Source organism: Pseudoxanthomonas sp. SGT-18 (genome assembly GCF_003931645.1).
Lineage (GTDB): Bacteria > Pseudomonadota > Gammaproteobacteria > Xanthomonadales > Xanthomonadaceae > Pseudoxanthomonas.
Map to the genome: position 1 here is coordinate 248,917 of NZ_RRYJ01000003.1, position 12,931 is coordinate 261,847.

General features: G+C 72.1%; 10 protein-coding genes. 4 read left to right on the plus strand and 6 right to left on the minus strand.

What is annotated here, in order from left to right; all coding sequences use genetic code 11:
* Window positions 1-149: 149 nt before the first annotated feature.
* The gene (locus EIM47_RS06530) at window positions 150-1,091 is read left to right on the plus strand and encodes a D-hexose-6-phosphate mutarotase (RefSeq protein WP_240626179.1); all 942 of its coding nucleotides are present in this window, start codon (window positions 150-152) and stop codon (window positions 1,089-1,091) included.
* Between the two features lie 109 nt (window positions 1,092-1,200).
* Window positions 1,201-2,430 carry a TCR/Tet family MFS transporter gene (locus EIM47_RS06535; RefSeq protein ID WP_125076452.1) on the plus strand — a complete coding sequence of 410 codons (1,230 nt, stop codon included), beginning with the start codon at window positions 1,201-1,203 and terminating at the stop codon, window positions 2,428-2,430.
* Window positions 2,431-2,466: 36 nt separating this feature from the next.
* On the opposite strand, the gene EIM47_RS06540 is transcribed toward EIM47_RS06535, so the two are convergent.
* Window positions 2,467-2,952, minus strand: a complete 486-nt coding sequence (locus tag EIM47_RS06540; protein WP_037035195.1) for a PepSY domain-containing protein — start codon at window positions 2,950-2,952, stop codon at window positions 2,467-2,469.
* A gap of 139 nt (window positions 2,953-3,091) precedes the next feature.
* Between EIM47_RS06540 and EIM47_RS06545 the strand changes: the two genes are divergently transcribed.
* A complete protein-coding gene (locus tag EIM47_RS06545) occupies window positions 3,092-3,733 on the plus strand; it encodes a biliverdin-producing heme oxygenase (protein ID WP_125076453.1) in 642 nt (213 codons plus the stop codon).
* On the plus strand, window positions 3,730-5,622 hold the full coding sequence (gene bphP / locus EIM47_RS06550; RefSeq protein WP_125076454.1) for a bacteriophytochrome BphP: 1,893 nt from the start codon (window positions 3,730-3,732) through the stop codon (window positions 5,620-5,622). The genes EIM47_RS06545 and bphP overlap by 4 nt, the downstream gene beginning before the upstream one ends.
* A 198-nt stretch (window positions 5,623-5,820) precedes the next feature.
* Here the strand turns inward: bphP and EIM47_RS06555 are convergent, their stop codons facing one another.
* The 5 genes from EIM47_RS06555 to EIM47_RS06575 form a co-directional block, all read right to left on the minus strand.
* Entirely contained in the window at window positions 5,821-6,588 is a 768-nt protein-coding gene (locus EIM47_RS06555) for an NRDE family protein (protein WP_125076455.1), read from the minus strand.
* The gene (locus EIM47_RS06560) at window positions 6,588-7,469 is read right to left on the minus strand and encodes a methylglyoxal synthase (protein WP_125076456.1); all 882 of its coding nucleotides are present in this window, start codon (window positions 7,467-7,469) and stop codon (window positions 6,588-6,590) included. The genes EIM47_RS06555 and EIM47_RS06560 overlap by 1 nt, the downstream gene beginning before the upstream one ends.
* 141 nt (window positions 7,470-7,610) lie before the next feature.
* Entirely contained in the window at window positions 7,611-8,858 is a 1,248-nt protein-coding gene (locus EIM47_RS06565) for a dipeptidase (protein WP_125076457.1), read from the minus strand.
* 17 nt (window positions 8,859-8,875) lie between these two features.
* A complete protein-coding gene (locus EIM47_RS06570; protein ID WP_125076458.1) occupies window positions 8,876-11,179 on the minus strand; it encodes a TonB-dependent receptor in 2,304 nt (767 codons plus the stop codon).
* Between the two features lie 506 nt (window positions 11,180-11,685).
* A complete protein-coding gene (locus EIM47_RS06575; RefSeq protein ID WP_125076459.1) occupies window positions 11,686-12,864 on the minus strand; it encodes a benzoate/H(+) symporter BenE family transporter in 1,179 nt (392 codons plus the stop codon).
* Window positions 12,865-12,931: the final 67 nt, after the last annotated feature.

The following is a 12,931-nucleotide window of genomic DNA, read 5'->3' on the forward strand; positions in this document are numbered from 1 at the left end:
ATTCCACGTCCGCATACCGCATGAGCCGAGCGACGTCCCGCATCCGCCTGGTCCTGTGCTGCCTGCTGGCAACCGCCTGCAGCGGGCCGGAGGCGCGTGCGCCGCTGCCGGACGCGGCGCCCGCCCCTCCCACAGCGACCGCTACCACCGTGACCAGTCCCACCGTCTTCGGCATGCCTCCCGACTTCGCCGCCTGGCAGCAGTCGCCCGCCACTACCGCCAGCGACACGGCCATCGATGTACCTGGCGTACGCCTGGGCCGGTTCGAGGGCCTGGACGCGGTGCTGGTGGAAACCCCGCACGCCAGCGCGGCGATCGCGCTGTTCGGCGGCCAGGTGCTGTCGTACGTGCCGCGCGGCGGCCAGGACGTGTTCTGGCTGTCGCCGCTGCGCGCGGAGCTGCCCACGCCGATCCGCGGTGGCACCCCGGTGTGCTGGCCGTTCTTCGGCCGCCAGGGCCAGGGCAACGACGTGCCCTCGCATGGCTTCGTGCGCACCCTGCCGTGGCGCCTGGTGGCGGCACGCGCGGCGGACGATGGCATCACCGTGGTGCTGGAGCCGCCGGCGCTGCAGGGCCTTGACCTGCGCCTGCGCACCGAGGTCCACGTCGGCCGCCACCTGCGCCAGGCGCTGCTGACCACCAACGCCGGCAGCGCTCCGGTGGTCTTCACCGAGGCGCTGCACAACTACTTCCGCGTCGCCGACGTGGAGCAGGTACGGGTCGAGGGCCTGGACGGGCGCACCTACCTGGACAAGAACGACGGCTACCGCGCCCACACCCAGCACGGCGACTGGATCCTGGCCGATCCGCGCGACCCCGGCCGCAGCGACCGCACCTATCCCGCCGCCGGCGGCCGCTACCGCCTGGTCGATCCGGGCCTGGGCCGCGCGATCGAACTGCAGGTGGAGGGCGGTCGCAGCGCGGTGGTGTGGAATCCCGGCGCGCAGGCGGCGGCGAAGATGGCCGACGTCGGCCCGCACTGGCGCCAGTTCCTGTGCGTGGAGGCGGCCAATGCCGGACCGGACCTGGTCGCTCTGGCGCCCGGGCAGGCGCACGCGCTGGTGCAGGCCATCGCCGTGCAGCCGCTTTGACCGGGGCCGGCCGCGTGCGTGCCTGCGTGGTTGTCGGCACCCATCGCCGCGCGCCCGCGCGGCGTCTGCCCGATAATGCGCGCCGCCTGTCTCCAGCCGGCCACCCCGCGTGAGTCCAATCGCTTCCCACCGGCGCACGGCCGCGCTGGTCTTCATCTTCGTCACCGTGCTGATCGACGTGCTGTCGTTCGGCGTGATCATCCCGGTGCTGCCGCATCTGGTGCAGGAGTTCACCGGTGGCGACCTTGCGGCCGCGGCGCACTGGGTCGGCATCTTCGGCATGGTGTTTGCCGCGGTGCAGTTCCTGTCCACCCCGGTGCAGGGCGCGTTGTCGGACCGCTACGGCCGGCGTCCGGTGATCCTGGTCTCGTGCCTGGGCCTGGGCCTGGACTTCGTGGTCATGGCCCTGTCCACCTCGCTGGGCATGCTGCTGGTGGCGCGCATCATCTCCGGCGTGGCCTCGGCCAGCTTCACCACCGCCAACGCCTACATTGCCGACGTGACCCCGCCCGAGCGCAGGGCCAGGAGCTACGGCATGATCGGCGCCGCCTTCGGCCTGGGCTTCGTGGTCGGGCCGATGATCGGCGGCTGGCTGGGCGGGATCGACCTGCGCCTGCCGTTCTGGTTCGCCGCCGGGCTGGCGCTGCTGAACTTCCTCTACGGCGTGTTCGTGCTGCCCGAATCGCTGCCGCCGGAACGGCGCACGGCGCGCTTCGACCTGGCCCATGCCAACCCGTTCGGGGCGATGGTGCTGCTGCGCAGCTACCCGCAGGTGTTCGGCCTGGCCGCGGTGGTGCTGCTGGCCAACCTGGCGCACTACGTCTATCCCAGCGTGTTCGTGCTGTTCGCCGAGTACCGTTTCGCCTGGGGCCCGCGCGAAGTGGGCTGGGTGCTGGCCGGCGTGGGCGTGATGAGCATCATCGTCAACGCCCTGCTGGTCGGGCGCGTGGTGCGCGGCCTGGGCGAGCGCCGCACGCTGCTGCTGGGCCTGGGCTGTGGCGTGACCGGTTTCGCGATCTACGGCTTTGCCGGCACGCCCTGGCTGTTCCTGCTGGCGCTGCCGGTCAGCGCACTGTGGGCGCTGGCCTCGCCGGCCACGCAGGCGCTGATCACCCGCCAGGTCGGGCCGGAAGCCCAAGGCCGCATCCAGGGCGCGCTGATGAGCCTGGTGAGCCTGGCCGGCATCGTCGGCCCGGTGCTGTTCACCAGCGTGTTCGCGCTGTTCATCGGCGAGCGCGCACCGGCGCACCTGCCGGGCGCGCCGTGGCTGCTGGCGGCGCTGCTGCTGGGCGCGGCGTTCGCGGTCGGCTGGCGTTACGCGCGCCCGCCTGCGGAATAAGCGGCGCGGCCACCCGAAGGTGGCCACCCCGGTGGATCAGTCGTTCTCGACGTTGAGGATGCGGCCATCCTTCGGGTCGACGCGTAGCTCGACCTTCTGCCCGTCCTTGCGCTCACCCTCCGCCTTCCAGATGCCGTCGTCGAAGTCCACGTCGTGGATCTTCGAGTAGCCGGCGGCGGCCAGGCGCGCCTTCACGTCCTCGGCGCTGAGGCTGGACACCTGGTCATCGGCATGGATGCGGCCCTCGGCGTCCACCCGCACGTCGACCCGCTTGCCGTCGGCGCTGGTGGCGTCGGCTTCCCACATGCCGTCGTCGAACTCCACGTCGTTGATCCGGGTGTAGCCGGCGCTGGCCAGCAGCGCGCGTACCTGGACCTCGGTCAGGGCCTGGCTGGCGGCCTGCTGGCGCTCGGCGCCCGGTGCATTGGCCGGCTTGGCCTGGTCGGTCTGCTGCGCGGTGGCCGGCAGCGCCAGCGCCAGGGCGACCATCGCGGGGAAGTAAAGGCGGGCGGTACGCTTCATCGCAGTCTCCTGCTTCGGGTGTGGCTGCACCCTGCCGCGCCGCGGCTCAGTGGCGGGTGAACGGCAAGGTTCTGACGCCGCCGGCGTTCAGCGCGGTGAACGCGTCGTGGCCCGCGCTGCTTTTGCTAGGCTGCACCCCATGGATGGAACCACCCCGCTTCCCGACGGCCCCGGCGCCGCGCCCGGCCGGCCGCGCGAGGACGCCGCGTGGCGCACCCTGCAGGCTGCCACCGCAGGCCTGCACGCGCAGGTCGAGTCGGTGCCGCTGATGGCGGCGTTGATGTCGCCGGCGGTCGACGAGGACATCGTGGCCGAGGTGCTGCAGGCGCTGCTGCGCATCCACGCCGGCTGGGAACAGGCCAATGCCGCGCGCCTGCAGGCGCTGGCCTGGCCCTGGCGTCCGCGTGCCGAGGGCCTGCGCTACGACCTGATGGCACTGGGCATGCGTCCCGATACCGGGCAGGTGCCGGGACCGGTCGCGGCCTGCGAGGCCGAGGCCTGGGGCATGCTCTACGTGGTGGAGGGCTCGGCCCTGGGCGGGCAACTGATCGCCCGCCACCTGCGCGCGCGCCTGCCCGGGGTGGGCGCCGCGGTGCGCCACTTCGAATCCGCCGAAGGCCCCGGCTGGCCGGCGTTCCGCGCCGCCTTGGAACAGGCGCTGCCGGATGCCGGCCGCCGCGCCCGTGCGGTCGCCGGCGCGCAGGCGATGTTCACCCACTTCCATGGCCAGCTGGCCCGCAACAGCGTCGTCCGCGACGACGCAGGAACCGTTCCCGCATGAGCCTTGCCCCCGAAGCGCCGGACCTCGACGCCTGCGCGCGCGAGCCGATCCACATCCCCGGTTCGATCCAGCCGCACGGCATCCTGCTGGTGGTCGACCCGGCCGACGGCCGCGTGCTGCAGGCCAGCGCCAATGCCGCCGCCGAGCTGCTCGGCGGCCAGGGCCAGGTGCAGGGCCAGCGCTGGGACGAACTGCTGCAGCTGGCGCCGGCGCAGGCCGCGGCGCTGCGCCCGGTGGAGCAGGCGGTGCACCTGGCGCATGCGCCGTGCACCGTGGTGCGCACCGGCCTGTCGCGTTGGACCGCCGCCTGGCACCTGTACCCGCAGCGCTGGCTGCTGGAACTGGAACCGGCCCAGGGCGCGCAGTCCCTGGCGCTGGGCGATGCCCTGCGCGCGCAGCGCGAGATCGACCGCGCCCCGGACATCGCCGAGGCCGCGTGCCACGCCGCCGCCGAAATCCGCGCGCTGGCCGGCTACGACCGGGTGATGGTCTACCGCTTCGACGAGGAATGGCACGGCGACGTGATCGCCGAGGTGCGCCGTCCCGGCCTGGAGAGCTACCTGGGCCTGCACTACCCGGCCAGCGACATCCCCGCGCAGGCGCGCGCGCTGTACCTGCGTACCCGCATCCGCCAGATCGTGGACGTGGGCTACACCCCGGTGCCGGTGGAGCCGGCGCTGGACCCGCGCGACGGCCAGCCGCTGGACCTTAGCGACGCCGCCCTGCGCAGCGTCTCGCCGGTGCACTGCGAATACCTTTCGAACATGGGCGTGGCCGCGACCCTGGTCACCTCGCTGGTGGTCAACGACCGCCTGTGGGGCCTGGTCGCCTGCCACCACTACCAGCCGCGCTTCGTCGACCAGACCGTGCGTGAGGCCTGCGAGGCGGTGAGCCAGGCCCTGGCCGCGCGCGTGGGCAGCCTGGAGGCGATCGCGCGCGCGGAGGTGGAGCTGTCGCTGCTGACCGTGCGCGAGAAGCTGATCACCGCCTTCTCCGAGGCCGAGGGCTTCACCCCGGAACTGCTCACCGACCTGGCCGGCGACCTGCTGGACGTGGTCGACGCCGACGGCGTGGCGGTGTTCCATGGCGAGCAGCTCAGCCGCCTGGGCCACACCCCGGACGAGGCCGGCCTGCGCCGCATCCGCGCCGCGCTGGAGACCAGCCCCGGGGTGCGCCGCGAGACCGACCACTCCGGCATCCTGCACGTGTCCGAGATCGGCGCCCTGTTCCCCGAACTGGGCGACCTGGCGCCCGATGCCGCCGGCTTCATCTACGTGCCGCTTCAACCACAGGCGCGCAGCGCCCTGCTGTGGACCCGGCGCGAGCAGGTGCGCACGGTGAACTGGGCCGGCAACCCGCAGCTGGCCAAGCTGGAGGACATCCCCGGCCGGCTGTCGCCGCGCAAGAGCTTCGAGCTGTGGCAGGACACCGTGCGTGGCCGCTCGCGCGCCTGGTCGCCGCTGCACCTGGACTCGGCGCGCAGCCTGCGCGTGCTGATCGAACTGATGGAGCGCAAGCGCGACCGCCAGGACCTGGTGCTGCTGGAGGCGACCCTGGCGCGCATGCGCCACGGCGTGGCCATCATCGACCGCACCGGCGAACCGCCGCGCAGCCGCCTGGTGTTCGTCAACCCGGCCTTCGCCCGCGCCAGCGGCACCGTGGCCTCGGCCGCGCTTGGCCTGGACCTGCGCGAACTCGACCCGGCGCTGGCCGCCGCGATCGCCGAAAGCGACCTGGAAGGCCGCCTGGCCAGGGGCGAACCGCTGCGCGAACTGCTGCCCCTGTGCGGCGAGGACGGCCGCCGCACGCCATGGATCTTCGAGTTCGAACCCCTGCCCGAAACCGGCGCGCACTGGCTGCTGCAGCTGCGCCCCGCCGGTGACCTGTAAGCAGGGAAGGGGAGAGGGCCAGGCTGCCGACGTCTTCCCGGGTGCGGGCGTCCACCACACCACGGATGCGCCTCCGGCCTTGTCCGGGTTACGCAAGCCAGAGCGTCGCGCCGCAACGGCGCAGGCCATGGCGACGGCCCGGACGTTCGTCGCATTTCAACCGCGCAGGGGCGCGATGCGCCTCCGGCCTTGGCTGGGCTACGAAGCCAGCTCCATCCGCGTCTCGCCCAGCGCTGCGCCCATCGGCCCCCAGCGCCGTTCGACGATCAGGCCGCCGCCATCGCGCGCCAGCAACACCACGGTGCTGGCGCGGGTGCCGTATTCGGCGCCGCGGATGAAGGCGGCCGACAGCCAGCGCTCGCGCTCCAGGCCGATGCCGGTGTCCGGCAGCGCTTCGTCCGGATGGATACGGTCGTCGGCCAGCGCGTCGAACAGGGGCGCGAGGTTGCCGCCATCGCCGCCGGCATCCAGCCATGCCTGCAGGCGCGAACCGAGTGCCATGGCCTTCGGCCAGGTCGAATCCAGTGCCGCATTGGAAAGCGTGTGCACGCCGGGCCCGACCACGGCGCGCCGCGGCGCCGGCCGGTTGCTGGTCCACGTGCAGTGTCGGCGATCGGCCAGCAGCAGGTTGAAGGGGCGATAGGTACCAGCGCGCTCAAGCAGGTCGCGCGAGGCGTCATCGGCATCCTGGCTGCCGCGCAGCCAGTCGCTGGCCAGCAGGCCGCGCGAAAGCCCGTCCTGCGGCGCGCGCAGGTCGCGCACGTTGGTCACCAGCGCGCAGCGTCCGGCATCGTCCACGCCCAGCCAGGTACCTCCAGCCTCGAGGTCGCGCCCGGCAACGATGCCCGGCGCATCCTCCCAGCGCGCCAGCGCCGCGGTCGGGCGTGCATGGAACTCGTCGCGGTTGCCGGCCAGCACCAGCCGCCAGCGCGGATGCGCGTCCCAGGCGAAGGCGACGACGCACATCAGGCCGGCCTCAGCGCCTGCCGCTTGCGTACCGCGGCGATCCAGCGCGCCGCCACCGCCGGCGAGGTGATGCACACCGCCTCGTCGGTGACCGTGGTCACCGCGCGCTCCAGCAGCTGGATGTCGGCCTCGTGCTGGCGCGCCACGTGCGGGTCCTCGAAGAACACCGCGCGCTGGCAGCGGCGCTCCAGCACCAGGTCGGCGATCTGGGCGTCGCCACCCATCGGGCCGCTGAGGAAGCGGTGCACCCAGGGCGTGTCCTGCGGCCAGCCGCGGCTCCAGGCCATCTCGTTGAGGCGCTGGCCGGTGGTGCCGGTGGCCACGCGGCGGCGGAAACGCGACAGCACGTCGTAGTTCTCGGCGGCGAAGGCCAGCATCTGCGGCTTCATCGCGTCGTGCGCGATCAGCGCCAGGGTCTGCGACTCGAAGGCGTGGAAGCGGTCGGCGCCCGGATCCGGCGCCAGCCCGGCATGGATGCGCTCGACCTCGATCCAGTCGCGCGCGCTGGCCACGGTGGAGATGAAGGGCTTGCCGTGGATCACGCACTGGCGCTTGAGCGCGATCGCCTCGGGGAACACCGAGGACGGATCGACCGGGTCGATCAGGTAGATCGCCCCGTCCAGGGTGCGCGCATCGCCCTCCATGCCCACGACCTCGGCCACCAGCTTCATCAGCCCGCCGTCGCGGCCGTAGGGATAGCGCTTGAGGCCTGCGTAGCCGGCCAGCATGCCGGCGGCGACGATGGCGTCATGGGTGCGGCCGACGGCGTGCAGTTCCAGCCCCAGCTCGCGGATGCCCTGGCCGCTGGCGCGCAGCCAGCGGAACAGCGCGGCGTCCTCGGTGGCGTGGTGCAGGCGGTTGGCGGCAAGACCCATGCGCATAGGCGGCACTCCCCGGTGGTGGATGCCGCAAGTCTAGCCGGGGTCGGAGCGGAATCAGTTGGCGCGCGTGTCCGCCTCGCTGCCGGTCCCCGACCCCTCCCCCCGGAGGCGGAGGGGCCTGTCCCCTGGGAGGGGGCCGGGTCACTTCGATGAGGCGGCCACCTTCGCCGCGTACGCCTGCGCCTGCTCCAGCACGCGCAGGATGTTGCCGCCCCAGATGTTGGCGACCTGCTGCTCGGTATAGCCGGCCTGCAGCAGGCGCTCGGTGATGCGCGGGATCTGGGAGATGTCGGACAGGCCCGCCACCCCGCCGCCGCCATCCCAGTCGGCGCCGATGCCCACATGGTCCGGGCCGGCGACCTTGAGGATGTGCAGCAGGTGGCGCATGTAATCCTCGAAGGTGGCCTCGGCCACCGGGTAGCGGCGGTCGATCTCCTCGCGCTTGCGCGCCAGCTCGCGCAGCACCTCGGGGCTGCGGCCGCCCTTGGCCTCGGCTTCCTCGTACAGCGCGCGCAGTGCGGCCTGGCGCTCCGGGATCACCGGGGTATCGACCAGGTAGGCGCCCAGCGCGTTGACCTGGATCACCCCGCCGTGCGCGGCCAGCCTGCGCAGGCGCTCGTCGTCGATGTTGCGCGGGTTGTCGTGCACCGCGTCGGCCGAGCTGTGCGAGAGCACGAACGGCACCTTGGACAGCGCGATCAGGTCGTCGAACACCGCGTCGGAGGAGTGTGACTGGTCGAGCACGATGCCCAGGCGGTTGGCCTCGGCCACCAGCGCCTTGCCCGCCGGGCTCAGCCCGCCCCACTCGGCGCCTTCGCCCTCGCGCGGGTTGGAGGAGTCGCCGAACTCGTTGTTGCCGATATGGGTGATGCCCAGCATGCGCAGGCCCTGGGCATGGAAGAACGACAGCAGGTTGGGATCGGCGGCCAGCGGCGAGGCGTTCTCCATCGAGATGAACACCACCTTCCTGCCGGCGGCCTTGATCCGGCGCGCATCGTCGGCGGTCAGCGCCAGCTCGAACTTGTCCGGGTGCCGGGCCACCATCTCGCGGATCTGCAGCAGCCGGCCCAGCGCCTCGTCGCGGGTGCGGCGGTTGCTCTCCGGGCTGCGGTCGCCCTGGCCGGTGTAGATCACCCAGAAGCCGCCGTCGAGGCCGCCCTCGACCATGCGCGGGTAATCCACCTGCGAGAACGGGCCTTCGTCGCGATGGTCGTCGACGATGCTCCAGCCCGGCCGCCCGAGGTTGAGCGGGGTGTCCAGGTGGGTATCGAGCACCAGCATGCGGTCGTGCAGTGCCCGTGCGGGCGAGGCGGCCGGCTTGGCGGCGTGGGCGGGAAGTGCGGCGGCAAGCGCCAGGGCGAGCAGGGCGGGGACAGCGGTCTTGCGCAAGTTCGTTCCTCTCGGCTTTACAGGTCCACGCTCAAGGTGACCTGCCAGGTACGGTCGGGCCCCGGCCGGTAGGTGGCCGGGCCACTGACCACCGGGTTGATCGTGCCAAGGTAATCGCGGTCGAACAGGTTGTCGACGTTGATCCGCAGCCGCGCGTTGCGCAGCAGGCCCTGGCCGAACGCCTCCCCGCCCAGGTCCAGGTAGGCGTTCCACACCGCGTAGCCGCCGACCTTCTCGGTGTTGGTGTAGTTGCTGTAGCGCTCGCCCACGTAGCGCCCGGAAAGGTTGAGCACGCCCCAGCGCCCGGCCTCCCAGGTGATGCCGGCCTGCGACAGCCACTGTGGGCTGTCCGGCACGCGGTTGCCGGCGATGGCGAAGGTGGAGAAGTCGTCCTTGAACTCGGCCCGGTTCCAGCTGAGGTTGCCATTGAACGCCACCCGGTCGCCCAGTACGCGCGGCTTCCACACGCCGCTGGCTTCCACGCCGTAGGCCTCGACCTCGCCCACGTTCTGGAAGAAGGTCTCGGTGGTGCCGCTGCCGGGCACCGGCGAGGCGTAGGCCTGCAGGCGGTTGTCGAAGCGCGAGGAATACAGCGCGACCACGCCGTTGAAGGTGGCGCGGTTGCTGCGCAGGCCCAGTTCCAGGTTCTCGGCGGTCTCCGCCTCCGGGCCCGGCGCGGCCGGACTGGCCTGGGAATAGATGTCGTCCGCGCCCTGCGGCAGGGCGAGGGTCTGCGACCAGGAGGCGAACAGCTGCTCGCGCCCGAACGACCAGACCACGCCGGCCTGCGGCAGGAAGCCGTCCTTCCAGTTGTCGCGGATCACCGGGCGGCGGCCGGCGATGTAATCGCCGGGGTTGCGCGCGCCGGCGATCTGGTAGTCCAGGTCCAGGGCCTTGGCGCCCAGCTCGATCGCCAGGCGCTCGTCCAGCAGGTGCCAGGTGTCCTTCAGGTGCAGCTGGGTGCTGCGGCGGGTGGACCAGAAGTCGCGCTGCAGGTGCACCGGCTGGTCCAGCAGCGGCCGCCCGGCGGGGTTGCCGCCGGCCTGGTTGTAGCGTGCCTGGGTGCGGTGGTACTCGTCGCGCTCGCGCCAGGCGCCCACGTCCAGGGTATGCGCGCCCACCACCCAGGTCGCCGCGGCCACCAGCCCCTCGCGCGTGCCGCCCACGGTGGACAGGCCGTACTGCAGCCCCAGCGGCGCATGCAGGCCGGGGACCAGCAGGCGCTGCGCGTTGTGGCTGGACAGCGAGGTGGCATAGGCCTCGGGCGAGACGCCGTAGCCTTCCTTGTCCTCGTAGTAGGCGGTGGCACGCAGTTCCACGTCCGGCCCGGCCACGAACGCGCCACTGAGCCCGTACAGGGTGTCGGTGCGCTGGTTGATCGCCTGCTGGTAGTACTGGTTGTAGGCGCCGTTGCTGTAGGCGATGCCGGGGGCGGTGACCGGCAGGTCGGGAACGTAGCCCAGGTAACCGTAGTGGCGCCCGCTGCGGCCGAAGATGTCGCCGGCGGTGCCGTGGTACTGCGCCTTGCTGACCGACGGGGTGTCGTAGTCGAAGAACTCGTTGTGCACGACCTTCAGGTCCAGCGTGCTGCCGTTGGCCCACTGGTAGCGGCCCCTGGCCTCGATGTGCTCGCGGTCGATGGTGCCGGGACCGCGCCACAGCTCGCTGTCGATCTTGGAGCGGCTGATGTAGCCGGAGAAACCGGCGTGCTCGCCGCTGTCGAGCTTGATGAAGCTGCGGTTGAGGTCGTCGGCACCGAAGGTCTGCGACAGCTGCACGCCAAACTCCGCCGCCGGCGCCAGGCTCTGGTACTGCACGATCGGGCCGAGCGAAGCGTAACTGGGCAAGGCCACGTCGCCGGCGCCCTGCGAGGCGGTCACCCGCCAGGTGTTCTCGTTGTCGACGTAGCGGAACACCGGGCTGCCGCCGAACTGGTCGCTGCGCCCGAGCGGGATACCGTCGAGCACGAAGCCGATCTGGCGGAAGCCGAACGCGCGCACGAACACCGAGTTGCCGAACTCGTAAAGGCCCAGCGCATCGTTGGCCTGCACGTTGAAGCCCGGCAGCGACTCCAGCATCTTCAGTCCAGAGACGCCGGCCGGCGCCGATAGCAGGGCCTCGTGGTCGATGGCGATGGTGTTGCGCACCTGGTCGGTGCCAATGGCGATATCGGCCTCGGCCACGCGGGCACCGCTGACGACCACCTTGTCCAGGGTGGTGGCCTGCGGCTCGGCCAGCGCGGGCAGGGCGAGGGCATGGCTGATGGCCAGGGCGAGGGCAAGACGGCGGCGCGCGGCGGCCGTGGTGACGGGCTGCTTCATGGTTCTGGTCTCGTGTGGAGGCGCCGGCCCGGTGGCGGGCGTGCGGCTTATGACGGGAACGACTCTAGAAGCCGGTCACAAACCCGGTCCATGCCCGCAAGCGCGATTCCTGATGGCGATTTGCCAAGAGGAAATGACACGGAGTGCTGTCGGCCCACTGCCACCGAGGGAAGCAACACCCCTCTCCCTGTGGGGGTGAGGCGCGCGCCTGCAGGCTACTGGCGCCCGCGCCGTCGACGCCGCTCCACTTGGGCGCGGGTCAGCGCACGGAGCGCGGGCAGCGGTGGCGGCCAGGTGCTGGCATGGACCCAGGCCGCCTCGCCTGCCCATGTAGCCCGGGTAAGCGAAGCGCACCCGGGTTCCCCTCTCCCTGCGGGAGAGGGGGCAGGGGAGAGGGTCGGAGACCGACACGGGAACAGATCGCGTCGCATCCAGAACATTGCGGGCGGCCGCCTCCCCAGCCCCCGCTCCGCGCTCTCCTTCGCCCCGGGTGGGAGGCGCGTACGTCAGGGCCGCAGCACCACCCGCACGATTACGCCCGCCACCAGCCCCCAGAACGCCGCGCCCACGCCCAGCAGCGACAGCCCCGAGGCGGTGACCAGGAAGGTCACCAGCGCCGCCTCGCGCTCGTCCGCCTCCTGCAGCGCGGTGGCCAGGCTGTTGCCCAGGGTGCCGATCAACGCGATGCCGGCGATCGCCAGCACCAGCGCCTGCGGGAACGCGGCGAACAGCCCCGCCACGGTGGCCCCGAACAGCCCCACCAGCAGGTAGAAGATCCCGGCCCACACCGCCGCCATGTACCGCCGCGCCGGATCGGCGTGCGCTTCCGGACCCATGCAGATGGCCGCGGTGATCGCCGCCAGGTTCAGCGCGAACGCCCCGAATGGCGCCAGCAGCAGCGTCGCCACGCCGGTCCATCCGACCGCCGGCGACACCGGCACCGGATACCCGGAGGCGCGGATCACCGCCACGCCCGGCACGTTCTGCGAGGCCATGGTCACCACGAACAGCGGCAGCGCCACGCCCAGCACCGCGCCCAGGCCCAGGCGCGGCGTGGTCCATTCCGGACGTGCCAGTTCCAGCCGCAGCTGGCCCACGTCCAGCTGCGCGGTCAATGCCGCCACCGCGGTGCCCGCGGCCAGGGTGAGGATGATGGCGTAGCGCGGCCACAGCCGCCGCGAGGCCAGCCACGCCACCAGCATGGTGAGCACCAGCAGCGGTTGCGCCTGGATCGCGCCGAACGCATCCACGCAGAAGCGCAGCAGCACGCCGGCGAGCATGCCCGAGGCCAGCGACAGCGGGATCCGTCCCAGCAGCCGCTCGAACACGCCGGAAAAACCTACGGCCGTGATCAGCAGGGCCGACAGCAGGAAGCCGCCGATCGCCTCGGCCATCGGCACGCCGGCCGCGCTGGTGACCAGCACCGCGGCGCCAGGCGTGGACCAGGCGGTGACCACCGGCATCTTCCAGCGCAGTGACAGGCCGATGCAGGTCGCGCCCATGCCCAGCCCCAGCGCCCACATCCACGAGGCGGTCTGCCCCGGCGTGGCGCCCATCGCCTGCGCCGCCTGGAACACGATCGCCGCCGAACTGGCGAAGCCCACCAGCACCGTGACAAAGCCGGCGGCAATGGCGGATACGGAGTTGTCGCGCCACAGGCGCCTGGGCAGAGACTCGGCTGGCATGCGGGGATTGTGGTGCAACGGCGGCGGGTCGGTGACGGGAATGATGCAACGCGCCTGCCGGCTCGCG

Bases quoted from the DNA above. Each gene is read 5' to 3' on its own strand.
- EIM47_RS06540 (WP_037035195.1), bottom strand. From the start codon at position 2,952: ATGAAGCGTACCGCCCGCCTTTACTTCCCCGCGATGGTCGCCCTGGCG.
- bphP (WP_125076454.1), top strand. From the start codon at position 3,730: ATGAGCCTTGCCCCCGAAGCGCCGGACCTCGACGCCTGCGCGCGCGAG.
- EIM47_RS06575 (WP_125076459.1), bottom strand. From the start codon at position 12,864: ATGCCAGCCGAGTCTCTGCCCAGGCGCCTGTGGCGCGACAACTCCGTA.
- EIM47_RS06570 (WP_125076458.1), bottom strand. From the start codon at position 11,179: ATGAAGCAGCCCGTCACCACGGCCGCCGCGCGCCGCCGTCTTGCCCTC.
- EIM47_RS06555 (WP_125076455.1), bottom strand. From the start codon at position 6,588: ATGTGCGTCGTCGCCTTCGCCTGGGACGCGCATCCGCGCTGGCGGCTG.
- EIM47_RS06545 (WP_125076453.1), top strand. From the start codon at position 3,092: ATGGATGGAACCACCCCGCTTCCCGACGGCCCCGGCGCCGCGCCCGGC.
- EIM47_RS06560 (WP_125076456.1), bottom strand. From the start codon at position 7,469: ATGCGCATGGGTCTTGCCGCCAACCGCCTGCACCACGCCACCGAGGAC.